Here is a 21453-nt window from a genome sequence, read left to right as displayed (position 1 = left end):
CGCGGAGGAGATCGCCACGTCGACCACCGGGTAGGTGTGGCCGTCCTCCCAGTCGACCGTCTTGTCGCTGGAGCGGCGGATGCCTGTCCGGCCCCTGCGTGTTGCCGCCGTGCTGCGGCAACGTGAACTGCGTGAACATGCCATGACCGGCGGCCGCGGAAAGATCCGGATCGCGCGGGCAGCGGATAGCGTCGCCGTCAGAGCCGTTCCGAGGAGCAACCGCCACCCGGAACCACGGTCCGGGCCGCCCCATCGGCAGCCGCCGCGCCGGCCGGCCCCATCGCCCCGGCCGACCCCGCGGCGCCACGGCGAGCGCACGTCACGCGGCGCCCACCGGCCCCGCCCCACGTCGCGCTCCGCCGCTTCTCCCGCCACTCCCCCTCCAGCCACAAGGACCCCTGATGCCGTTCTCCCTGCCCGCGGGCGGGCGCCTCACCGCTCTCGCCGTCTCCCTCGCCGTGGCCCTCGGCGCCGCGGCGCTGGGCGGAGCACCCGCCTCCGCCGCCGCCCCGGCTTCCCCCTACGGACCGCAGGCGCCGCAGAACCCGTTCACCGCCGCCAACGGCGCGGCCACCATGCACGGCGACACCGCCTCCAGCGGCACCACGTCCTACCCCGGGCCCGGGACGTCCGGCATCGACTACAGCCGCACGGCGCTGGCTTCGGCGTGCCCCACCGTGGTCGTGGGCGGCGACGGCTACGTGGTCGCCCTCTGCACGACCATCTTCGGCCAGACGCCGACGGCGCACCTGCTCGACCCCGCCGCCGGGGCGGACCTCGCCTCCCTCGCGCTCCCCAAGGGCAGCCTGTTCGGTGGCGTGTACGCCTACCTCGACAACGAGGACCGCCTGGTCGTCGTCGACGGGAACGACAACCTCCTGCGCATCGGCCACCACCGGTCCGCCGACGGCTGGGCGCTCAAGGTCGACCGGTCCACCCCCCTCGGCGACACCGTCCCCGCCGGGGACAACATCGTCGGCCTGACCCCCGATTGGGACGGCAGGGTCTGGTTCGCCACCAGCGGCGGCGTGATCGGGACCGTCGACGAGATCAGCGGGACGGTGCGCGGCATCAGCACCGGCGAGGGCGTCCAGAACAGCATCTCCACCGTGCCCGGCCACACCGCGGTGGCCACCGACCACGCCCTCTACCTCCTGTCGGCCGCCCCCGACGGCACCCCCGTCGTGGACCGGCGTACGCCCTACGACCGCGGGCCGGCCCGCAAGCCCGGCCAGCTCAGCTGGGGCACCGGCACCACCCCGAGCTTCTTCGGACCGGGCGACGGCACCGAGTACGTCGCCATCGTCGACAACGCCGCCCCGCACGGGAACCTCCTCGTGTACCGGGTCGCCGGCGGCCCGGAGCCGATCTGCCGGATCCCCGTGCTCACCCAGTACGCCCGCAGCGGCACCGAGGACGCGGTCATCGCGACCGGCCGCAGCGTCTTCGTCACCAACACCTACGGATACCCGTATCCGGCCCTGCCCGCGGGCGCTCCGGCGAGCCAGCCCGCCTCCGCCGGCTTCGACGGCGGCCTCAGCCGGATCGACGTCAACGCCGAGGGAACGGGCTGCTCGGTGGTGTGGAACAGCGCGGTGAAGTCGGCGGCGTTGCCCCGCCTCTCCCTGGCCGACGGAAAGATCTACACCGTCTCGGTGACCGGGCCGACCGGCAGCGCCGGCCTGAACACCTTCGCCCAGTACCACCACTCGGTGCTCGACCCGGCGACCGGCGCCCAGCTCAGCAGCTCCTTCCTGGGCATCGGGCTGGTCTACAACCCGCTCCAGATGCGCGGGACGGCCGCCCCGGACGGCACCCTCTACCAGGGCACCGAGACCGGAGTGGTCCGCATCTCCAAGCGCTGACGGGACCGACGGGGCCGACGGGCCGTCACCCGGTGACGCTGCCGAGCCACAAGAGGTCACGGGCCCGGGTCATGGCCACGAAGAGCCTGCTGCGCAGGAGTTCCGCGCGCTCCCGGGCCGTCTCGGCCGTCCGCGATCCGGGCCCGGTCGGCGGCCCGGGCGCGCCCTGGTCATCGTGGCGGGGCAGGAAGACGTTCTTGAACTCCAGCCCCTTGGCCCTGCGGTAGGTGCCCACCTTCACCGCGTCGACGGGCCGGCCGTCGTAGCTCTCCAGCGGGCACACCGCGATGCCGGCCCGCGCGAGCAGCCGCTGGTAGTGGCCGACGGCGCGCACCGTGGGACACAGCAGCGCGGTGTCGGCGAGCGCGCCGAGGGGCAAGGAGCGCAGGGCGTCCAGGAGTTGCCCGTCGTGGGCGTCCGTCGACGGCGCGACCACGCGTACGACGTCCCCGTCGTGGTAGGTGAGGTCCACGTCGCGGCGCCCCGGTGTGCGCAGGCCGTCGAGGTCCTCGAAGGTGTCGTCGGCCACGACGGCGAGGGCCGCGTCCAGGATCTGTTCGCTGTTGCGGTAGTTGGTGCGCAGCACCTAGCCGCGGTCGCCGCGGATGTCGATGCCCGCGTCGGTGAGGCGGAAGCCGCCCGGGTACACGGTCTGTTGGCCGTCGCCGACGAGCAGCAGACCGTTGGGCGCGTCCCCGACCAGCGCGTGCAGGAGGAGCACGCCGACCAGGGTGAGGTCCTGGACCTCGTCCACGATCACGGCCGCGTACGGGGGCCGTTCGCGCGGGAGCGAGGCTTCGGCCAGGGCCAGGGAGAGGACGTCGTTGAAGTCGTGGACACCGCGCTCGGCGCGCAGCGCTTCGTAGGCCTCGTAGAGCTCCCACACCGACTGACGCTGCGTCCGGTTGAGGCTCGCGCGCCGGCGTCGCCTGGGGACGGTCGCGTACTCCTCGAATCGGTTCAGGCCCCGGCCCTTGATGACGTAGTCGATCTCTTCGCGCCAGTACGTGGGGTCCGGATCGAGCGCGGCGAGTCGACTCCCGCGGCCCACGTGCTTCCAGGCGAGGCTGAAGGCGGTCTGCGCCTTGTCCCCGTGCAGCCGCACCGGCACGCCCCGCTGGTGCAGGAACTCCTGGGCCCAGGAGTGGAGGCTGCGGAACTCCACCCGGTCGGACACGGAGGGGGCCATGGTGCCCAGGAAGGTGTGCTGCACGCGGGGCAGGTTGTTGGCGAAGGTGACGTACAGGACGCGGCCGGTCGTGCGCCTGGCCAGGTGGGCCGCGCGGTGCAGGGCCACGACCGTCTTGCCGGTGCCCGCCGGGCCGCTGATGCGGGCCGGGCCCGCCCAGTTCCGACGTACCAGCGCCACCTGATCGGGGTGGAGGAAGGTCATCCACTGCTCGATCGGCGCCCTCATCGCCCCCTTCAGGGCCGCGTCACGCAGTCCGCCGAGGTCGAACAGGCCCTCCGCTACGCCCGGTTGCCCACCCCGGGGCGTCACGGCCGGGGGCACCGCCCGGTCGACCGCCGCCCCCGCGTGGTCGGGGAGCAGCCGCTCCAGGTGATCGGCGATCGCCCGGATCGAGGCCGCCCGCAAGCGGTGCGGTTGCGACAACAGCACGCGTCCGACCTCGTGTTCGCCCAGGAGCCGTATCCGACCGTGGTCCGCGTCGACGCGTCGCCCGGCGAACACCATGAGCGGCTGGATCGCCACGGGCGACATCCCCAGGGACGCCACCGCGCTCTCGGTGGCCTTCGTGGCGGCGAGCAACTCGGCCGCCGGACCGTCGCCCGGCTCCCCGCCGGCCCTGACGTCGATGACGAAGACGCCGCCGGGTCCCACCAGCAGCACGTCCGCACCGATCGTCCGCGCCCCGGCACCGGACCCGCTCCGGCTTCCGGCCCCAGTGCCGGCCCCGGTCCCGGTCCATCGGCGGTTGACGAGCAGGCGCCACCCGCGCGCGGTCAGCACCAACAGCTGTGCGATGACCCGCTGTTCGGCCTCTCCGACCGCGGTCCACCGCAGGGCCTGCCGGCGGGCGGCCTGCCAGTGCTCGCGGAGCAACCGCTCCTGCCGCCGTGCCTCCTGCGCCCGCTGCGGTACCGCCCCGTCCGTCCCCATACCGGCCCCCCTCGTACGCGGAGTAGCGAGCATAGGACGCGACCCGACCCGAGCGGCAGGGCGCCTCAACCTTCCTGGTCCAGGGCGTCGATGTACGCGGCGAGTCGACCGGCGGCGTACAGCTGGGCCACGCCGCGCGAGGTGAGTTCGCGCTGCCACCGTCCGAGGCTCGCGCTCAGCGCGTCGAGGCCGCCGGCGTCGCGGAGTTCTCCGAGGATCGTGGCGATGGCTCCCAGGGGCTGGCCTCCCCTGCGCAGCAGGTGCGCCAGCTCGGCGTCGCGCACGTCCCGTGCGAGGTACTGGCGGTGTCCGGTGCGCGCGTCACGGGGTGGGGTGAGGATTCCGGCCCGCTGCCAGCCGCGCAGGGTGGCCGGGTCGAGCGCGAGGTGGCGGGCGAGTTCTCCGATGCTGTACAGCGCGCGCCTGCGGGCCGCCGCTTCCTCGGTGGCCGCCGCGAGGTGCGGGAGACCCGCTTCGACGGCCCGTAGCGTGGCGCGGTCGCGTGCCAGGAGCGCGTGCCCGGCGTCGACGTGCTCCAGCGCTTCGTCGAGCCGGCCGGCGGTGACGGCCCGCATGATGCGCCGACCGGTCGAGTGGCCGAAGGCGGGGACGAGCGCCAGGTGGGCCGCGAGGCCGGCGGCGTGAACGGCGGTGTAGTCCCGGTACCCCGCCGGGCTCCGGCGCGCCGGCGCGATGATGCCGGCGTCCTCGTAGTTGCGGACCGCCTGCGTGGAGAGGCCGTGCCGACGGGCCAGGTCCACGGGTCGCATGTGACCTCCACTTGAGGGTTGGGACCCTGTTCATGCGGCTTGGGCCGCAAAAGTCTCCACCGGGCGTTCAAGGATACGATCCAGAGGCATGACACAGAGCACGCACACGGTGTCGGGTGACTTCGACCTGACGATGGACGAGCTGCGCGTCGTGGCGCACTACGCGATGCGGCACGCGCAGGACGTCCTGTCGACCTTCGAGCAGGCGGTTCCCGATGATCCGCGACCCCGCGCGGCCATCGAGGCCGCCCGGGTCTTCGTCAACGGCGCCAGGAGGACGGCTCTGCAACGCACCGCCGCCGTCGACGCCCATCGCGCGGCCCGGTCCGCCCCTACCGAAGCCTCGCGGCTGGCCGCACGCTCCGCCGGTGACGCCGCGGCGGCCGCGTACTTGCACCCCATCGCCAGGGCCGGCCAGGTCGGCCACATCCTGCGGGCCTGTGCGAACGCCGCACGCGTCGGGGAGCTGGAGGCCGGCGGCGACCCTGCGATCGGGGACGCCCTACTGGAGCGGTCGCGCCGGCGCGCGACGCCGTTGCTGATCGACGTGTTGCGCCGCTACCCGGCCGCGCCGGCCACCGGCGGCCGGGTCGCCGTGCTGATGAGCGCGCTGGACCAGTCGCTGCGCGCGCGGGGGTCGGCGTCATGATCCTGCCGACCGTGCGCGACCCCCGATTCGTGACGCTCCGCCGCGGCGGGACCCTCACCGACGCCGACCACCACCTGCTCGCCCTGTGGGCCGCCGCGTGTGCGGAGCACGTCCTCGACCTCTTCGAGTCGGTCAGGCCCGAGGACCCGCGCCCCCGCCACGCCATCGAGCACGCACGGGCCTGGGTGCGCGGCGAGGTCAAGATGATGCGGGCGCGCGCGGCGGGCGGCCATGCGATGGGCGCGGCCCGGGACCTGCGCGGGCCGGCCCGGCACGCCGCGTACGCCGCCGGCCAGGCCGGGGCCGTCGCCCACGTGGCCGCGCACGAGCTGGGCGCGGCCGCCTACGCGATCAAGGCCGTGCGCGCCTCGGTACCGGCGGGGGAGGGCGCGGCCGCCGCGCGGCGCGAATGCCGCTGGCAGCGCGAGCAGCTCCCGGCGGCCATCCGCGACCTCGTGCTCGACGACCAGCGCCTGCGCAACGACATCTGCTGGTCGGTCTTCGACTGCTAAAGCGGTCACACCCCTTACGGCTCAGCCCCAGAGGGCGGCCAGGTGGGCGTGCAGGACCTCCTCGGCCTCGCGGGGGGTGACGTTGCCGATGAGGACGTGCGTGGTGAGGCCGTCCGCGAGGGCGATGAGGGTGCGGGCCTCGCGCCGCGGATCGAGGGTCGCGGCGCCGTCGGTGTCCTGGCCGGCTTCCTCGATGAGGCGGGTGAACGCCTCGTACAGGGCCGAGTAGTTCGCCTTCAGCGTGTGCGCGAGCACCTCGCTGACGGCGGCCTGCGCGACGAAGGCGAGCCAGACCCTGGCCTCGGTCCGGTGCTCCTCCCTGAGCAGTGCGATCTCCGTGGCCGCGTGCCCGAGGGCGGTTGCGGCCGACTGGGCCGGGCTCGCGAGGAGGCGGGCCCGTACGCGCTCCATGATCTGCTCGCTGATGTGTCCGAGCGCGAACACGAGCATCTCTTCCTTGGTGCGGAAGCAGCGCTGGACGGCGCCCATCGACACCTGTGCGCGGGCCGCGACGTCGCGAAGGGTCACGCCCTCCAGCCCGCGTTCGTCGGCGAGCCGACTGACGGCCTCGGCGATGAGGCGCCGCCGCCCTTCGTGATCCACCTGCCTGGGCATGCCCGACCCCGCCTTTCCCCCGCAGTTCCCCACAGTTCCCACGGCGCTCCGCCGCGACAGCACTTTATGCGATGCGCTCGCATCGGTTCCAGGGGTACGGTGGGGTTCCGATGCAAGCGCATCGGAACGAGACCGGGAGGGAAGGGCCATGCGGGAAGCCCTGTGGAAGATGTCGGCCGCCGCTCAGGCGGAAGCCGTGCGCAGCGCGGACGTCTCGGCCGTCGAAGTGGTCGACAGCCATCTGGACCGGATCGGCGAGGTCAACCCGCGGGTGAACGCGGTCACGCAGCTCCTGGCCGAGCGCGCGCGTGCGACCGCGGCGCAGCTGGACCGTCGGCGGGCGGCCGGTGAGGAGCTGGGACCGCTGGCGGGCGTACCGTTCACGGTGAAGGAGAGCACCCCGATCGAGGGCGTGCCGACCACCTTCGGCGTGAAGCGCTTCCGCGATCTGGTGGCGCCGGCCGACGCGCTCCCGGTGGCACGGCTGCGCGCGGCGGGGGCGATCCCCATCGGGCACAGCAACGTTCCCACCCTGATCCTGGCGGGGATGCACACGCGCAGCGAGCTGTTCGGCGACACGGTCAACCCGTGGGACCGCGGCCGCACCCCTGGCGGCTCCAGCGGGGGCGACGCGGTGGCCGTGGCCACCGGCATGGCGGCGCTCGGGCTGGGCAACGACTCCGGCGGATCGGTGCGCGTCCCGGCCCAGTTCTGCGGTGTGGCCGGGCTGAAACCGTCGACGGGCCGCTTCCCCGCCGATCACCGCGTGCTCGGCCCGGACGATCCCGGACCGGCCTCCCAACTGCTCGTCACGGACGGCCCCTTGGCCCGCACCGTGGACGATCTCCGACTCGCCTACGAGGTACTGGCGGGCACGGACCCGCGCGACCCGCGCGCCGTGCCGGTGCCCGCGTACGGCCCGCCGCTCCCCGGACGCGTGAAGGTCGCGGTCGTCGCCGATCCCGGCGGACACGGCGTCCACCCCACGGTGCGGGCTGCGGTCACGACCGCGGCCGACGCGCTTCGGGACGCCGGCTACGACGTACGCGAGGTGGCGGACGTACCGCGGCTGGACGAGGCCCTGGAGGCGTACGGCCGGATCACGGTGACCGAGTTCGCCCCGTCCTGGCCGGTGGTGCGCACGCTGCTCGGCAGCGGCGGCGACCGCTACATCGCGATGATGATGGAACGGACCCCGCCCGCGAGCGCGGCCGAACTCGTGAAGCTGATGGGCACCTGGCTGAGCATCCGCCGCTCATGGGCCGAATTCCTCGACGCGTACCCGCTGTTGCTCGGCCCGGTCTTCACCGAGCCACCGGTCGAGCCGGGGCTGGAGTCACGCGATCGGGCGGGGCGGGACCGGGTCGGGTCGGCCATGCGCCTGTGCACCGTGACCAGCTTCGTGGGCGTTCCCGCCGTGGCCGTGCCGACGGGACTGGTCGAAGGGCTCCCCTGCGGGGTGCAGGTCGTCGGCCGCGCGTTCCGGGAGGACCTGTGCCTGGGCGCGGCCCGGGCGATCGAGGACCGGCTCGGCGTCCTCACGCCCGTCGACCCGCGCACGACGCCGACGCCGACGCTCGGATAGTCCCGAGCGTCTCAGTGGCCGCGCAGCCACCAGTCGAGGACGACGACGGCGGCCGCACCCGCGGAGCCGGCAAAGCTGAGCGCGACGCGTCGACCGCCCTCGCGCCAGGTCCGGCGCCAGGACGGGGTGACCGGCGGGAGCGGGGCCACGGGCGCGGTCCGGGGCGCGGGTACGTGCCGCGGCCGACGGCGCCGGCGGGACTTGCGGGGCTTGAAGGCACGGGACACGGGCTTCTCCTGACGTGGCGTCGGCGGATCTGTCCGACCGGCGGGGCGGTGAGCCGGTTCGGCTCGGCCCCGACTCTCGCCCGCCGTTCCACCCGGCGTCCCGGAACCCGGGCGCCCCGGGCGAGGCGGCCGATATCCTGCCTGTTCAGTGCCCCCCGAGCACGGCTCCCCGGGTCGCCCGCCCCGGGCGCTCCCGCTGCCGTCGGGGAGTCGGGCAGGGGCGCGGGGCCAGGGGGTGTCGGTTCATGGGTTTCGCTCGCGAGGAACTGCGCAGGGCGCTGCTGGACTTGCGGGAGGCCGCGGCCGGCGGCGAGCCGGAGCGGAGCCAGGCCGATCTGCAACGGCAGGTGCGGCGCACGGGACTTCCGGGTACGGACCAGTTCCACGGACAGCGCGCCAGCGAGTGGGCGCGGGCGTCCGCCGCGGACTTCCGACTCCCCAAGAGCCGGGACGTCTTCCTGGCGGTGGTCGCCGTATGGCTGTCCTGGGCGGGGCAGCGGACCTTGGAGCCGGACGGTCGGGTGCGGCGAGAGTGGCTGGCCGCGCCTGCGGGCGGCCGGTCCTGGCTGCGTCGGTACGAGGACGCCGCCGCGGAGGCGAACGGGGGTCGGGCCGCCCGGGACCGCCGGGGCGGCCTCGACGCCCGGACCGACGCCGCGATCGGCGCGTACCTCCAGCGGCTGGTGCAGACGCACGGCCGGCTGAACATGGACGTGCTCGGCGAGGCCGGCAGGGCGGGCGAGCAGCCGCAGATCGGCCTGGGCGCGGTGTTCGAGGAACCGCTCCTGGCGTGGGACTGGCCGCGCCAGCACCTCTCGCCGCGGCTCGTGCGGGACTTGGTGGACCGCCGGGAGCTGGACGACGCCGACGCCGAGTGGGCCGCGCGCGAGCCCGGTGCGGAGCGACCCCGGAGCGCCCCCGCCCGGCCCCCGCAACCCGTCCTCGAAGTCCTCGGCTCCGAGGACGGCCGCCGTCTGGTGGTGCTCGGCGACCCCGGCGCGGGGAAGACGACGCTGGCCAAGTACCTGGCGCTGGTCGTGGCCGGCGGGCGGGACGCGCTCCCCCAGGGCTTGGCCGCACTGACGGACGCCGTTCCGGTCGTGGTGGAGCTGCGGCGGCTCGCCAACCCCCGCTGGATCGGGGCGACCATCGAGGAGTACTGGGCGCAGTACAACGCCGCCGAGTGCATGGGCCTGCCCCGCGAGGTGCTGGAGGAGCTGCTGGCGGGTCGCCGGCGCGAGGTGGTGCTGGTCTTCGACGGCCTGGACGAGGTCTTCGACCCCGCCCGGCGCGCCGACATCGCCCGGCAGATCACCGCTTTCGCCCACAGCCATCCGCGGGCCCGCGTCGTCGTCACCTCCCGCAGGCCCTGCTCGCACTCGCACGTGACGAGGCCCTGTCCGCGGAAGTTCGCAACAGCGCGGTGTGGAGCCTGGGCTCGTATTGGCCGCAGAATCCGGAGGTTCGCCGGCTGGTCTTCACACTCGCCCGTCATCCGGACCCCGGGCTCCGTTGGCGGGCGCTGGGAGCCATGACGGAGTTCTGGCCGGACGACGAGGTGCGCCGCGCGGCGATCGCCGCCACGGATGACGACGTACCCACCGTTCGCGCGGCGGCGTTCCAATGGGCCGGACTTCACTGGCCCGGGGATCTCGAACTGAGGGCAGCGCTCATGGCGGGCGTGTGGGACGCGGACGGCGATGTCCGTCTGATCGCCGTGCGGAGCCTCGCCCACCTCTGGCCCCGGGATGACGAGGCCCGACAGCTCGTGCTCGCCGCCGTCGATGATGGCGACGCCAGCGTGCGGAGCACCGTGGTCGAGGCGTTGGCCGAGCACTGGCCGGAGCTTCCCGAGGTGCGGCGGGCCGTGCTCGCGGCGGTCGGCGACCCGGACCCCGGCGTACGGAGCAGCGCCCTGCGGCTGTCGGGTGAGCACTGGTCCGGGTGCGACGAGGTCCGGGTCGCCGCCCTGTTCGCGGTGAAGGACGCGGTGCCGCGCGTCGCCCTGACCGCCCTCAAGGTGCTGGCACAACGCTGGCCGGAGGACCCGGCGACCCGTGCCGCTGTGGAGGGCTGCTTGGGCGGTCCGCTGCGCGTGGAGGCCCTACGGCTGCTCGCCCTGGTCTGGCCGCGGGACGCCTCGACCCTGCGCACCGTCGAACGGATGGCCCGGGAGGAACCGATCGCGATGTGCGCCGTCACCACCTCGCTCCTGACCTTCCTGGCCGGTTTCCCCGACGAATCCACCGGCGCCCGCCCGTGACGGGCGCGGTGTGGGCGTCGGGGGTGGGATCGGGTTTACGGTCGGGGCATGACTGCTGAATCACTGCGTTCCGTCACCGTCGAGCGGATCGGGCCGGGGCTGTTCTGCGCCACCAATGCCCGTGGGGGCACCATCACCTTCAGTACCGGTTCCGGGGAGGGGTTCACGCCCGTGGAGCTGCTGCTCGCCGCGATCGGCGGGTGTTCCGCGGCCGACGTGGAGGTCGCGACCTCGCGGCACGCGGAGCCCGGCGTCTTCTCCGTCGACGTCAGGGGACACAAGGTGCAGGACGAGGGCGGGGGGAACCTGATGACGGACCTGGAGGTCGCCTTCACCGTGGGCTTCCCCGAGGGGGAAGGCGGCGACCGGGCGCGGGCGATCCTGCCGCGTGCCGTGAAGACCTCGCACGACAAGCTCTGCACGGTCAGCCGCACGGTGGAGGCCGGGGCACCCGTCGTGACGAAGGTCGTCGGGTAGGGCGGCCACCCCATGTCGCGAAGCGGCTGGCCGCCCCTGCGCAGGGGCGGCCAGCCGCTCGCCGTGCCGCTCCGCGCCCTCAGGCCCGCTTGCGGCGGCCGGCCGCGATCAGGGCGTAGGCGATCAGGAGCACGACGGTGAAGGCGAGTCCCACCCCCGCCGCCTGGCGCATGTCCGGGACCTCGATCGCGGTGGCGGCGACGGCGAGGACCCCCGCGCCGGCCACCACCGCGAGCACCGGGCCGCCGGGGACGCTGAAGCCGGTGAAGTCCGCCGGGTGCGCGTCCCGGTGGCGGCGGAAGGCGACGTACGAGGCGAGGATCAGCAGCCAGACGAGCAGTACCGCGAACAGGGCGATGGACATCAGGATGCCGAAGATGCCGCCGACGTCGTAGAAGGCGAGGAGCGCGGCGACCGCGATGCCCAGGGTGGAGGCGGCCAGGGCCGCCGCCGGCACGCCCCGGGCGGTCAGTGCGGCCAGCGGCGCCGGAGCCAGACCGTCGGCGCCGAGGGAGTGGAGCAGGCGGGAGGCTCCGTACAGGTGGGCGTTGGCTGCGGAGATCGCCGCGATGAGCACCACGAGGTTGGTCAGGGTGCCCGCGGCGGGCACACCGACGTCGGAGAAGACCCGCACGAACGGGCTCGCCTCCACGCTGCCGTCACCGGCGGCGAGGCGCTGCCACGGGATCAGGGCCATGACCAGGGTGATGGACAGGACGTAGAACACGCTGAGCCGCCAGGCGAGTTGTCGCATCGCGGTACGGATGGTGCGCTGCGGGTCGGCCGCCTCGGCGGAGGCGATGGCGACGACCTCGAAGCCGGCGTACGCGAACATCACCACCGACATGGCGATCCAGATCGACTTCGCACCGTGCGGCATGAATCCGCCGTCGTCGGTGAGGTGCGCGAAGCCGGTGGCCCCGCTGTCCGGCAGGCCGAAGAAGACAAGGAACGCGGCGCACAGGATGAAGGCGCACAGGGCGGTCACCTTGATGGTGGACAGCCAGAACTCGGTGGTGCCGAAGGACTTCACGTTGATGACGTTGACCGCGAGGACCACCGCCGCGACCGCGAGGATGGCGGCCGTCATCGGCACGCCCGGCCACCACCAGCGTATGTAGAGCGCGGAGGCGACGACCTCGGTGCCGATGACGACGACGGCGCTGAACCAGTACGTCCAGCGGGTGAGGAACCCGGCCCAGGGACCGAGGTACTGGTGCGCGATGACCCCGAAGGAGCCCTGGACCGGGTGGGCCGCGGACATCTCGCCGAGCAGCACCGCGATGATCGCGACGAGGACGGCCCCGATGGCGTACGAGACGATCGCGGCCGGACCGGCGGCGCCCATCGCGGAGCCGGAGCCGAGGAAGAGGCCCGTGCCGAGGGCCGAGCCCAGGCCGATCATGGTCGTCTGGCGGTGGGTCAGCGACCGTACCAGGCCGGGCTGTTGCGGGGGCTGACCTTCGGTCGGGGCTACGGGGGCGGGTGAGGGCGCGGGGGCGGGTCTTTCCGGAGCGGCCATGGCGGGGACGTCCTTCTCTACGGAGAGCTGGCGGGGCGGGAGCGGGGAGGGAGAGCGGGGCGGGTGCTGCTCAGAACTCGCTGTTGCGGAAGGGCCTTTCGGGGCGCGTCAGGCGTGGCTGTCCCAGGACCTTCTGCGAGGACAGTGCGTAGATGCCGTGATTGGTCAGCACCCAGGCGATGTTGCGGTCCCACTCCACGTACACGCCATGGGTCTGGTTGCCGTAGGCGTAGTCCGGGGTCTCGGGGCCGTACGCCTTGGGGACGAAGTACGCCTCGATCTCGGGCCGGGCCGGGTTCTTCACGTCGAAGAACTGCACGCCGGCGTTGTAGAAGCCGTACCCGAGGACGCCGGCGTCGTGCCGGCCGGGGTTGGTGTAGTAGCCGGTGCGCTTGGGGCCGAAGCTGCCGCGCCGCTGGCAGAAGTCCTGGAAGCCGGCCGCCTTGGGCGGGGTCGGGCGGGGCAGGACGCCGACGACGCGCGGGTGCTTCGGATCCTTGGCGTCGATCTGGTAGACGTCCTTGTACGGCTCGTAGCAGTCCTCGGTGAGCGGGTAGCCGGAGTAGTAGATCAGCCCGGTCTTCTCGTACTGCGACACGTCGATGTTGTCGCCCTCGGTGCCGGAGACGGAGGGCGGCAGGTCGAGGTGGCCGACGGTCTTCATGTCGGCCGGGTCGGAGATGTCGAGGACGGTCAGGCCGTAGCCGCCCATGGCGGCGAAGGCGTAACGCCCGCCCTGTTCGACGGGCTTGGGGATGAACAGCGGCATCCGCGCGCCCATCCAGCTGGTGCGGTTGCCGCAGCGCGGGTTGGTCCGGTAGGCCGCGTCCTCTCCGGTGCGCTGGCCCGGCAGGTGCCAGGTGTCGAGCAGCTTCGGGTGCGCGGGGTCGGACATGTCCCAGGACTGGTAGCCGGCGGAGTGCAGGTTGGTGGGGTACTCGGTGCCGGAGTAGGTGTCGTTCGGGGCGGTGGCGATGAACATGTACTTCTCGCCGGTCCAGTACGGCACGTCGAGCGAACCGGAGCCCTGCTGCGCCGTGTTCGGGTCGGAGGACAGCGGGTCCCGCTGGGTGGAGTCGGTGGAGACCGTGCTGAGGAGCTTCCAGTCCTTCTTGCGGGGACCGTCGAGGCGGAAGACCTTGAAGCCCTTCAGGCCGGGCTTGCCGCGGAGCTTCTCGACGCCCGCCGGGTTGCCGTACTTGTCGTGACCGGGCTCGTCGGTGAGTTCGGAGATCTGCCGCTTGTCCTCGAAGCTCTGCACCATCACGTAGGCGCCCAGTTTCTTGTTCCACTGGATGGTGGAGGCGCCCCAGTAGTCGTTGGCGGCCCAGGACGCGTTGGCCTTGGTCTCGTCGCCGCCGACGTCCGCGCGCGACATCTTCTCGACGACCGACACCTTCTTCACGTCGGTGATGTCGTAGACGCGGCCCTCGGAGCGGTCGTACTGGAAGAGGTAGCGGCGGCCGTCGAAGTCGACGACGTTCTGCCAGGTGTGGAAGAAGTCCGGGGTGAAGTCGGCTCCCTCGTAGGCGGCTTCGACCTTCATGTTCTTGATGTACGAGCGGGTGTCGTAGTTCTCGTTGCGGCCCGGGAAGGAGTGTTCGTGCTCCTCGTCGACCGGGGTGAGGGCGGGGTGGCGGAAGGTCCCGTCGAGCTGCACGCCGTACGCGCCGGGGTCGGCGGGGCCGGGGCGGCGGTCCTCGCAGACGTCGGGGATGTTCGGGTCCTTGGCGGCGGTGGTCGTCGAGGCGGTGGTCGCGGTGGCGCCGGGCGCGAGCAGGGTCGCGACGGTGGCGACGGCGACGGCCGTGGCCAGCGCCGCTGTGGTGCGCAGGGATCTCATGTGAGTCCTCGAAGGTCTCGGCTGCGGGGGGGAAAGCGGGGAAGGAGTGACCGGGATGGGGCCGTGCGCGGGGCCTCAGGTGACGGTGGGGCGCTGCTGGAACTCCGGGGCCCGGTGGGCGGCCGTGGTCGCGATGTCGCGCAGCTCCGCTACGGCGTGCAGTACGTCCGCGTGGGTGAGGTAGAGCGCGTTGAAGCCGAAGCGCAGCAGGTCGGGGGCCCGCATGTCGCCGATGACGCCGCGCGCGGTGAGGGCGGCGACCAGCGGGTACGCCTCCGGGTGGCGCAGCGCGACCTGGCTGCCGCGGCGTGCGGGTTCGCGCGGGGTGGCCATGGTGAAGCCGAGGCCGTCGAGGAGGGCGTCGGCGCATTCCTGGAAGAAGCCCGTCAGGGACAGGCTCTTGGTGCGTACGGCCGCCATGTCGACCCCGTCGTAGGCGGTGAGCGCCGCTTCCAGGGCGATCAGCGAGAGCAGCGGCGGGGTACCGATGCGGGCGCGGGTGATGCCGGGTGCCGGGGCGTAGGTGCCGGACATCGCGAAGGGCTGCGCGTGCCCGTGCCAGCCGGTGACGGGGTGGTCGAAGTCCTCCTGGTGCCGGTGGGCCAGGTAGGCGAAGGCGGGGGCGCCGGGTCCGCCGGAGAGGTACTTGTAGCCGCAGCCCACCGCGAAGTCGGCCCCGATCGCGTCGAGTTCGATGGGCAGCGCGCCGGCGGCGTGGCAGAGGTCCCAGTGGACGAGCGCCCCGGCCGCGTGGGCGGCGGCGGTGAGGGCCGCCATGTCGTACAGCTCGCCGGTGCGGTAGTCGACGGGGGCGTACGCGGCGACGGCGACCCGATCGCCCTCGGCGGCCAGCACCCCGGCGGCCTCCCGGGCGGGGACCCGGCGGACGTCGAGGCCGAGCAGCCGACCGACGGAGTCGGCGACGTACTGGTCGGTGGGGAAGTGGTCCGGGTCGGTGAGCAGGACCCGGCGGCCGGGTCGCATGCGGGCGGCGGCGAGCAGGGTGTTGAAGAGCTGGACGCTGGTCGAGTCGCCGACGACGACCTGCCCGGGGGCGGCGCCGACGAGGCGGCCGATGGCGTCGCCGGCGCGGACGGGGGCGTCCCACCAGCCGTTGGCGTTCCACGAGCGGATCAGGTCGGTGCCCCACTGGCGGTGCAGGGCGTCCTCGACCGCGGCGGGGACGGCGGTGGGCAGGGCGCCCAGGGAGTTCCCGTCGAGGTAGACGACGTGTTCGGGGAGGGTGAAGCGGTCGCGCACGTGGGCGATCGGATCGGCGGAGTCCAGCTCGGCGGCGCGCTGTTTCAACATGCGGGTACGTCCTCTGTACAGGAAGGGGTGGCGGTGTCCGCGCCGGGTGCCCGGCTCAGGTCGAGCGCGATGTCGGTGAGCAGGTCCTCCTGGCCGCCGACGAGCCTGCGGCGGCCCGCCTCGACGAGCAGGTCGCGGGTGTCCAGGCCGTGGCGGGCGGCGGTGGTCTCGGCGTGCCGCAGGAAGCTGGAGTACACCCCGGCGTAGCCGAGCGTCAGCGTCTCGCGGTCGACGCGCACGGGCCGGTCCTGGGTGGGGCGTACGAGGTTCTCGGCGGCGTCGGTGAGCGGGAAGAGGTCGCAGCCGTGCTCCCAGCCCAGCAGGTCGAAGACGGCGACGACGGGTTCCAGCGGGGCGTTCCCGGCGCCGGCGCCCTGTCCGGCGAGCGAGGCGTCGACCCGGTGGGCGCCGGCCTCGACGGCGACGATGCTGTTGGCGACGCCGAGGCCGAGGTTGTGGTGGGCGTGGATGCCGATCTCGGTGCCGGGTTCGAGGACGTCGCGGTAGGCGCGGACCCGGTCGCGGACCCCGTCCATGGTGAGGCGGCCGCCGGAGTCGGTGACGTACACGCAGTGCGCGCCGTACGACTCCATCAGCCGTGCCTGGAGGGCGAGTTCGGCCGGGTCGGCGAGGTGGGACATCATCAGGAAACCGGCGACGTCCATGCCCAGCTCGCGGGCCAGGCCGATGTGCTGGGCGGAGATGTCGGCCTCGGTGCAGTGGGTGGCCACGCGTACGGAGGTGACGCCGAGGGCGTGGGCGCGGCGCAGGTCCTCCGCGGTGCCGATGCCGGGCAGCAGGAGCGTGGTGAGCCGGGCGCGGTGCAGGACCTCGGCGGCCGCCTCCAGCCATTCCCAGTCGGTGTGGGCGCCGGGTCCGTAGGTGACGGAGGAGCCGGACAGGCCGTCGCCGTGGGCGACTTCGACGGCGTCGACGCCGGCCGCGTCGAGCGCGGCGGCGATGGCGCGGACCTGGTCGAGGGTGTAGCGGTGGGAGACGGCGTGCATCCCGTCGCGCAGGGTCACGTCCTGGACGTAGACGCGGGTCATCGGGCCGGGCTCCGTTCGGCCAGGCGCTCGGCGGTGCGCAGCGCGGCGGCGGTCATGATGTCGAGGTTTCCGGCGTAGGCGGGCAGGTGGTGGGCGGCGCCCTCGACCTCCAGGTACACCGAGACCAGGAGACGGCCCGCGCCGGCGAGCCCGACCAGGGGGTCGTCGGCGGCCAGGGTGCGGAACTGGGGCTGCTGCTTGAGCCGGTAGCCGGGGACGTAGGCGGCGACGGACGCGGCCATCTCGCGCACGGAGTCGGCGACGCGGTCGGTGTCGCAGTCGTCGACGACGCAGTGCACGGTGTCGCGCATGAGGAGGGGGGGTTCGGCCGGGTTGAGCACGATGATGGCCTTGCCGCGGGTCGCGCCGCCGACCTGTTCGATGGCGCGGGCGGTGGTCACGGTGAATTCGTCGATGTTGGCCCGGGTGCCGGGTCCGGCGGAGCGCGAGGCGATGGAGGCGACGATCTCGGCGTAGTGGACCGGGGTGACGCGGGAGACGGCGGCGACGACGGGGATGGTGGCCTGGCCGCCGCAGGTGACCATGTTGACGTTCGCGGCGTCCAGGTGCTCGTCGAGGTTGACCGGCGGGACGACGTAGGGGCCGATGGCCGCGGGGGTCAGGTCGATGAGCGTCTTGCCGTGGGGCGCGAGGGCGGCGGCGTTGGCGCGGTGGGCGGCGGCGGAGGTGGCGTCGAAGACGATGTCGATGTCGTCGAAACCGTCCAGGGCGATGAGGCCCTTCACCCCGTCGGCGCTGGTGGGGACGGAGAGGCGGCGGGCGCGGGCGAGTCCTTCGGAGTCGGGGTCGATGCCGATCATCGCGGCGGCGGTGACCAGGCCGCGGCCGCGGATCAGTTTGACGAGCAGATCGGTGCCGATGTTTCCGGAGCCGATGACGGCGGCCTTCATCGGGCGGCCTCCTTCTCCATGTCGTGGTCGTGCTTCTCCGTGTCGTGGTCGTGCGCGGTGTGGCCCGGGGTGCGACCTTGGGCGCGGTCCGGGGTCCCGTCCCCCACCAGGTCCTCCAACCCGAAGAACCGGACGGCGTTGCCGCCCAGCACGGCCTCCTTCTCGTCCGCGCTCAGCGCGCTCTCCCGCACCAGCCGCCCGATGTCCTCCTCGCCCAGGGGAAAGGGGTGGTCCGAGCCGAGCAGCACCCGCTCCGCGCCCATCACGTCCACCAGCAGGCGCAGCGCACCCGGGTCGAAGACGGCCGAGTCGACGGAGAAGCGGTCGGTGTAGGCGGACGGCGGACGCGGGCTGTCGGCGCGCACCAGGTCCCGGCGGTGCCAGGCGTTGTCGGCGCGGCCGAGCAGGTACGGGAAGCTGCCGCCGCCGTGCGCGAACAGCAGCCGCAGCGAGGCGGGCAGCCGCTCGAAGGCGCCGGAGAGGATCAGCGACAGGATCGTCAGGTGTGTCTCGGCCGCCATCCCGGCGAGCCAGGCGAGCATGTAGCGGGAGAACCGCGGTCCGGTGGGCAGGTCCCAGGGGTGGACGAGGACGGCGGCGCCCTCGTCGGCGCAGTGCGCGAGGAACTCCACCAGGGCGCCGTGGTCCAGGTCGCGGTCGCCGAGGTGATTGCCGATGTGGACGCCGCGGAAACCCTGGCGCATCGCCTCGGAGAGCGTGGCGCAGGCCGCCTCCGTGTCCTGCAGCGGCACCTGGCACAGGGGCGCCAACCGGTCGGGAGCGTACGAACTGTAGTCGAGCAGAGCCGAGTTGACGGCCCGGCACCAATCGACGGCGCGGTCCGCGGGCAGCGAGTAGCCGAACATCAGCGGGGTGCTGGACAGCACCTGCACCGCCACCCCGAGCCGGTCGAGGTCCGCGACGCGGGCGGCGGGGTCCCACAGCGTGCGCCGCACCGGCCGGTACTCGTCGGCGCCGGCCATCATCATCCCGGCGTCCGGGCCGTCCGAGGTCCGCAGCCAGGGGGCCTCGTCGGACCCGGTGAGGCTGCGCGACCGCGCGCGGGTGATCTCCGGGAAGACGTGGGCGTGGATGTCGACGACGGTCACGCGTCCGCCCCGTCCCGCCGGGTCCGCGGGCGCATCGCCTCGGGCCACTCCTTGCCGGGGTGCACGGCCCGGCAGTTGCCGCAGGTGCGGGCGGCCTCGTCGGCGTAGAAGGCGTTGAAGAGGGGCGGCAGGTCCTCGACGATCGAGGTCAGCTGCACCTCGCTGCGGTGCACCAGGTGGTGGCATCGCGTGCAGTACCACTCGAAGGCGTCGCGACTGCCCCGCGGGCGGGCGAACTCGACGACCATGCCGATGCTGCCCTCTTCCGGGCGCTGCGGCGAGTGCCGTACGTGCGGTGGCAGCAGGAGGACGTCGCCCTGCCGGATGTGGATGTCGCGCGGGGGTTTGCCCTCCTCGTCCATGACCCGCAGCACCATGTCGCCCTGCAACTGGTAGAAGAACTCCTCGATCGGGTCGTCGTGGAAGTCCGTGCGCCGGTTGGGGCCGCCGACGATGGTCACCATCAGGTCGGCGTCCTGCCAGATCTGGACGTTGCCGACGGGCGGTTCGAGGAGGTGGCGGTGTTCCTCGATCCAGGCGTGGAGGTTGAACGGGGTCGCGGTCATGCGTGCAGCTCCTGCGGAAGGTGGGCGATGGCACTGATCTCGATCAACAGGTGGGGGTGCGGGAGTTGGTGGACGGCGACGGTGGTGCGCGCCGGTCCGTCCTCGTCGAAGTACTCCGCGTAGACCTCGTTGTAGCCGCCGAAGTCGTTCATGTTCACGAGGTACGTGGTGAGGGAGACCAGGTCGGCGAGCCGGCCACCGACCGCACCGAGCAGAGCGGCGATGTTCTCGATGACGGCCCGGGTCTGGGCGCGGACGTCCAGGTCGGTGACGCCCATCGGGTCGGCGGACGCGCCGACGAAGGTGCCGTCGGGGCGGCGCGCGCTGGTGCCGGAGACGTAGACGAGGTCGCCGGCGCGGCGCAGGTGGGGGAAGCGGCCACGGGGCTCCGCGGCACCGGGGACGATCATGCGGGCTCCCTCCGGGTGGTTCCGGCGGCGGGGTCCGCCTCGTCCGCCGTGCTGAACTGGACGCTGCCGAGGGTGGCGACCGTGGCGCGTACGTGGGTGCCGGGCGGCAGGGGTACGGCGGCTGTCGCCGCGCCGGCGAGGATCACGGTCCCGGCGGGCAGTTCCCCGGCGAGCCGGGCCGCGGCGGCCAGGGCCCGCAGCGGGTGCCCCAGGATCGCGGCGGTCGAACCGGTCTGGGCCGGGCGTCCGTCGATCTCCAGCAGGACGCCGAGGTTGGCCAGGCCACCGGGGTGCGCCAGCTCGCCCGCGGCGGTCCACGGGCCCACGGCGTAGCCGGCGGCGGAGGTGTTGTCGGCGATGACCTCGGGCAGGGAGAAGGCGAAGCCGTCGTACCGCGAGTCGATGACCTCCAGCGCCGGGGCCACCGCGGCGACCGCGCCCACCGGGTCCCCGCCGGGGACGAGGGCGTCCCCGAGCAGGAAGGCGACCTCGGGCTCGACGCGCGGATGGATCAGGCCCGAGACGTCGTACCGACCGCCGTCGGGGATGTGCATCCGGTCGGTGATCCGGCCGTGGATCAGGTCGGACACCCCCATCTGCCGCATCTTGGCGAGGCTGGTGAAACCGAGCTTGAAGCCCGTGATCCGCTCGCCGCGCGCCGTCATCCGGGCCACCAGCGCCCGCTGGACGGCGTACGCCTCGTCGGTGGTGGCGAGCCCGGTGCTCCCGCCGGCGAGCGTGCGGGCACCGAGGGCGGCGGTGTCGAGCCGCTCGGCGAGGGCGCCGACGTCGAGGGCGGCGGGGGCGTGGGCGTCGGCGGGGGTGCGGCTCATCGGGCCTCCCCCGCCGGTGTCCGCGCCGGGTCGGTCCCGAAGGCCGCGCGGACCGAGCCGAGACCCTCGATGCGCGCTTCGAGCACGTCGCCGGGGGCGACGGCCGCCATGGGACCGAGGGCGCCGGTCAGCACCGTGTCCCCCGCCCGCAGCGGACGTCCCAGGCGTACGAGCGTGTCGGCGAGCCAGACCGCGGCGTGCAGCGGATTGCCGAGGCACGCGGCGCCCGCCCCGGTGGAGACGGGCTCGCCGCGCCGCTCCAGGACCATGCCGGCCGTGCGCAGGTCGAGGTCGCGCAGCGGTACGGGCCGGTTGCCGAGGACGTACGCGCCGCTGGAGGCGTTGTCGGCGATGGTGTCGACGGCGGTGATGTCCCAGTCGCGGATGCGGCTGCCGACGATCTCGATGGCGGGCAGTACGAACGCGGTGGCCCGGATGACGTCGGCGACGGTGTGCCGCTCGTGGTCCAGGTCGCCTTCCAGGACGAGGGCGACTTCGGCTTCCGCCTTGGGCTGGAGCACGGCGCCCCAGGGCAGGTCGGCGCCGTCGGGTACGGCGGTGTCGTCGAGCAGGGCGCCGAAGTCCGGGGTGTCCACGCCGAGCTGGGCCTGGACGGCGGCCGATGTCAGGCCGACCTTCCAGCCGGTGACGCGGCGGCCCTCGGCGAGGCGGCGGTCGGTGAGCAGGGCCTGGACGGCGTAGGCGGCGTCCAGGTCGCCGACCGGCAGGACGTCACGGACGGGGGCGCAGGGCACCCCGGTGCGGCGGGCCCGGTCGAGGAGTTCGGCGGCCCGCGTCACGGGGGCGGGCGCGG

At 73.6% G+C, this 21453-nt stretch carries 22 protein-coding genes; 7 read left to right on the top strand and 15 right to left on the bottom strand.

What is annotated here, in order from left to right; translation table 11 throughout:
• The first annotated feature begins 401 nt into the window (after nt 1–401).
• Nucleotides 402–1865, top strand: a complete 1464-nt coding sequence (locus ACZ4UB_RS12290) for a hypothetical protein (protein ID WP_468070069.1) — start codon at nt 402–404, stop codon at nt 1863–1865.
• 25 nt (nt 1866–1890) lie between these two features.
• Here the strand turns inward: ACZ4UB_RS12290 and ACZ4UB_RS12285 are convergent, their stop codons facing one another.
• The 3 genes from ACZ4UB_RS12285 to ACZ4UB_RS12275 all read right to left on the bottom strand — a co-directional run bounded on the left by ACZ4UB_RS12285 (nt 1891) and on the right by ACZ4UB_RS12275 (nt 4757).
• Complete coding sequence (locus ACZ4UB_RS12285) at nt 1891–2451, bottom strand: 3'-5' exonuclease (RefSeq protein WP_468070068.1); 561 nt, start codon at nt 2449–2451, stop codon at nt 1891–1893.
• Nucleotides 2452–3987 carry a UvrD-helicase domain-containing protein gene (locus ACZ4UB_RS12280; RefSeq protein ID WP_468070067.1) on the bottom strand — a complete coding sequence of 512 codons (1536 nt, stop codon included), beginning with the start codon at nt 3985–3987 and terminating at the stop codon, nt 2452–2454. It abuts the gene before it with no gap.
• Nucleotides 3988–4052: 65 nt separating this feature from the next.
• Complete coding sequence (locus ACZ4UB_RS12275) at nt 4053–4757, bottom strand: MerR family transcriptional regulator (protein WP_468070066.1); 705 nt, start codon at nt 4755–4757, stop codon at nt 4053–4055.
• A gap of 88 nt (nt 4758–4845) precedes the next feature.
• Here ACZ4UB_RS12275 and ACZ4UB_RS12270 point away from each other — a divergent pair, with 88 nt between their 5' ends.
• On the top strand, nt 4846–5406 hold the full coding sequence (locus tag ACZ4UB_RS12270) for a putative immunity protein (protein ID WP_468070065.1): 561 nt from the start codon (nt 4846–4848) through the stop codon (nt 5404–5406).
• Nucleotides 5403–5918: a putative immunity protein gene (locus tag ACZ4UB_RS12265; RefSeq protein WP_468070064.1), complete on the top strand. Its 516-nt coding sequence runs from the start codon at nt 5403–5405 to the stop codon at nt 5916–5918. Before ACZ4UB_RS12270 ends, ACZ4UB_RS12265 begins: the two co-directional genes overlap by 4 nt.
• A gap of 21 nt (nt 5919–5939) precedes the next feature.
• On the opposite strand, the gene ACZ4UB_RS12260 is transcribed toward ACZ4UB_RS12265, so the two are convergent.
• Nucleotides 5940–6533 carry a TetR/AcrR family transcriptional regulator gene (locus ACZ4UB_RS12260; RefSeq protein ID WP_468070063.1) on the bottom strand — a complete coding sequence of 198 codons (594 nt, stop codon included), beginning with the start codon at nt 6531–6533 and terminating at the stop codon, nt 5940–5942.
• A 148-nt stretch (nt 6534–6681) separates the two neighbouring features.
• Here ACZ4UB_RS12260 and ACZ4UB_RS12255 point away from each other — a divergent pair, with 148 nt between their 5' ends.
• Nucleotides 6682–8118 carry an amidase gene (locus ACZ4UB_RS12255; protein WP_468070062.1) on the top strand — a complete coding sequence of 479 codons (1437 nt, stop codon included), beginning with the start codon at nt 6682–6684 and terminating at the stop codon, nt 8116–8118.
• An 11-nt stretch (nt 8119–8129) separates the two neighbouring features.
• Here ACZ4UB_RS12255 and ACZ4UB_RS12250 read toward each other — a convergent pair whose 3' ends face one another.
• Complete coding sequence (locus ACZ4UB_RS12250; RefSeq protein ID WP_468070061.1) at nt 8130–8345, bottom strand: hypothetical protein; 216 nt, start codon at nt 8343–8345, stop codon at nt 8130–8132.
• 245 nt (nt 8346–8590) lie between these two features.
• On the opposite strand from ACZ4UB_RS12250, the gene ACZ4UB_RS12245 reads away from it, so the two are divergent.
• From ACZ4UB_RS12245 to ACZ4UB_RS12235, 3 genes are read left to right on the top strand one after another with little or no spacing between them, the layout of a single operon-like run.
• A complete protein-coding gene (locus ACZ4UB_RS12245; RefSeq protein WP_468070060.1) occupies nt 8591–9880 on the top strand; it encodes an NACHT domain-containing protein in 1290 nt (429 codons plus the stop codon).
• The gene (locus tag ACZ4UB_RS12240) at nt 9769–10608 is read left to right on the top strand and encodes a HEAT repeat domain-containing protein (RefSeq protein WP_468070059.1); all 840 of its coding nucleotides are present in this window, start codon (nt 9769–9771) and stop codon (nt 10606–10608) included. Before ACZ4UB_RS12245 ends, ACZ4UB_RS12240 begins: the two co-directional genes overlap by 112 nt.
• A gap of 48 nt (nt 10609–10656) precedes the next feature.
• Nucleotides 10657–11085: an OsmC family protein gene (locus ACZ4UB_RS12235; RefSeq protein WP_468070058.1), complete on the top strand. Its 429-nt coding sequence runs from the start codon at nt 10657–10659 to the stop codon at nt 11083–11085.
• A 79-nt stretch (nt 11086–11164) separates the two neighbouring features.
• Here ACZ4UB_RS12235 and ACZ4UB_RS12230 read toward each other — a convergent pair whose 3' ends face one another.
• The 10 genes from ACZ4UB_RS12230 to ACZ4UB_RS12185 all read right to left on the bottom strand — a co-directional run bounded on the left by ACZ4UB_RS12230 (nt 11165) and on the right by ACZ4UB_RS12185 (nt 21439).
• Nucleotides 11165–12607 (bottom strand): amino acid permease, encoded by a 1443-nt coding sequence (locus ACZ4UB_RS12230; RefSeq protein ID WP_468070057.1) that lies wholly within the window; start codon nt 12605–12607, stop codon nt 11165–11167.
• A gap of 70 nt (nt 12608–12677) precedes the next feature.
• Nucleotides 12678–14450: an LVIVD repeat-containing protein gene (locus tag ACZ4UB_RS12225; RefSeq protein WP_468070056.1), complete on the bottom strand. Its 1773-nt coding sequence runs from the start codon at nt 14448–14450 to the stop codon at nt 12678–12680.
• Nucleotides 14451–14525: 75 nt separating this feature from the next.
• Nucleotides 14526–15761, bottom strand: coding sequence for a kynureninase (gene kynU, locus ACZ4UB_RS12220; protein WP_468070055.1), 1236 nt, complete (start codon nt 15759–15761; stop codon nt 14526–14528).
• Nucleotides 15755–16810, bottom strand: coding sequence for a 4-hydroxy-2-oxovalerate aldolase (gene dmpG, locus ACZ4UB_RS12215; protein ID WP_468070054.1), 1056 nt, complete (start codon nt 16808–16810; stop codon nt 15755–15757). The genes kynU and dmpG overlap by 7 nt, the downstream gene beginning before the upstream one ends.
• Nucleotides 16807–17721, bottom strand: a complete 915-nt coding sequence (locus ACZ4UB_RS12210; RefSeq protein WP_468070053.1) for an acetaldehyde dehydrogenase (acetylating) — start codon at nt 17719–17721, stop codon at nt 16807–16809. Before ACZ4UB_RS12210 ends, dmpG begins: the two co-directional genes overlap by 4 nt.
• A complete protein-coding gene (locus tag ACZ4UB_RS12205) occupies nt 17718–18830 on the bottom strand; it encodes an amidohydrolase family protein (RefSeq protein WP_468070052.1) in 1113 nt (370 codons plus the stop codon). Before ACZ4UB_RS12205 ends, ACZ4UB_RS12210 begins: the two co-directional genes overlap by 4 nt.
• Nucleotides 18827–19396 (bottom strand): 3-hydroxyanthranilate 3,4-dioxygenase, encoded by a 570-nt coding sequence (locus tag ACZ4UB_RS12200; protein ID WP_468070051.1) that lies wholly within the window; start codon nt 19394–19396, stop codon nt 18827–18829. Before ACZ4UB_RS12200 ends, ACZ4UB_RS12205 begins: the two co-directional genes overlap by 4 nt.
• On the bottom strand, nt 19393–19806 hold the full coding sequence (locus ACZ4UB_RS12195; RefSeq protein ID WP_354381665.1) for a RidA family protein: 414 nt from the start codon (nt 19804–19806) through the stop codon (nt 19393–19395). The genes ACZ4UB_RS12200 and ACZ4UB_RS12195 overlap by 4 nt, the downstream gene beginning before the upstream one ends.
• Nucleotides 19803–20639: a 2-keto-4-pentenoate hydratase gene (locus ACZ4UB_RS12190; RefSeq protein WP_468070050.1), complete on the bottom strand. Its 837-nt coding sequence runs from the start codon at nt 20637–20639 to the stop codon at nt 19803–19805. Before ACZ4UB_RS12190 ends, ACZ4UB_RS12195 begins: the two co-directional genes overlap by 4 nt.
• Entirely contained in the window at nt 20636–21439 is an 804-nt protein-coding gene (locus ACZ4UB_RS12185; RefSeq protein ID WP_468070049.1) for a 2-keto-4-pentenoate hydratase, read from the bottom strand. The genes ACZ4UB_RS12190 and ACZ4UB_RS12185 overlap by 4 nt, the downstream gene beginning before the upstream one ends.
• Nucleotides 21440–21453 lie beyond the last annotated feature (14 nt).

Source organism: Streptomyces sp. NPDC028419 (assembly GCF_055565515.1).
This window is presented reverse-complemented; position numbering and strand designations above follow the sequence as displayed.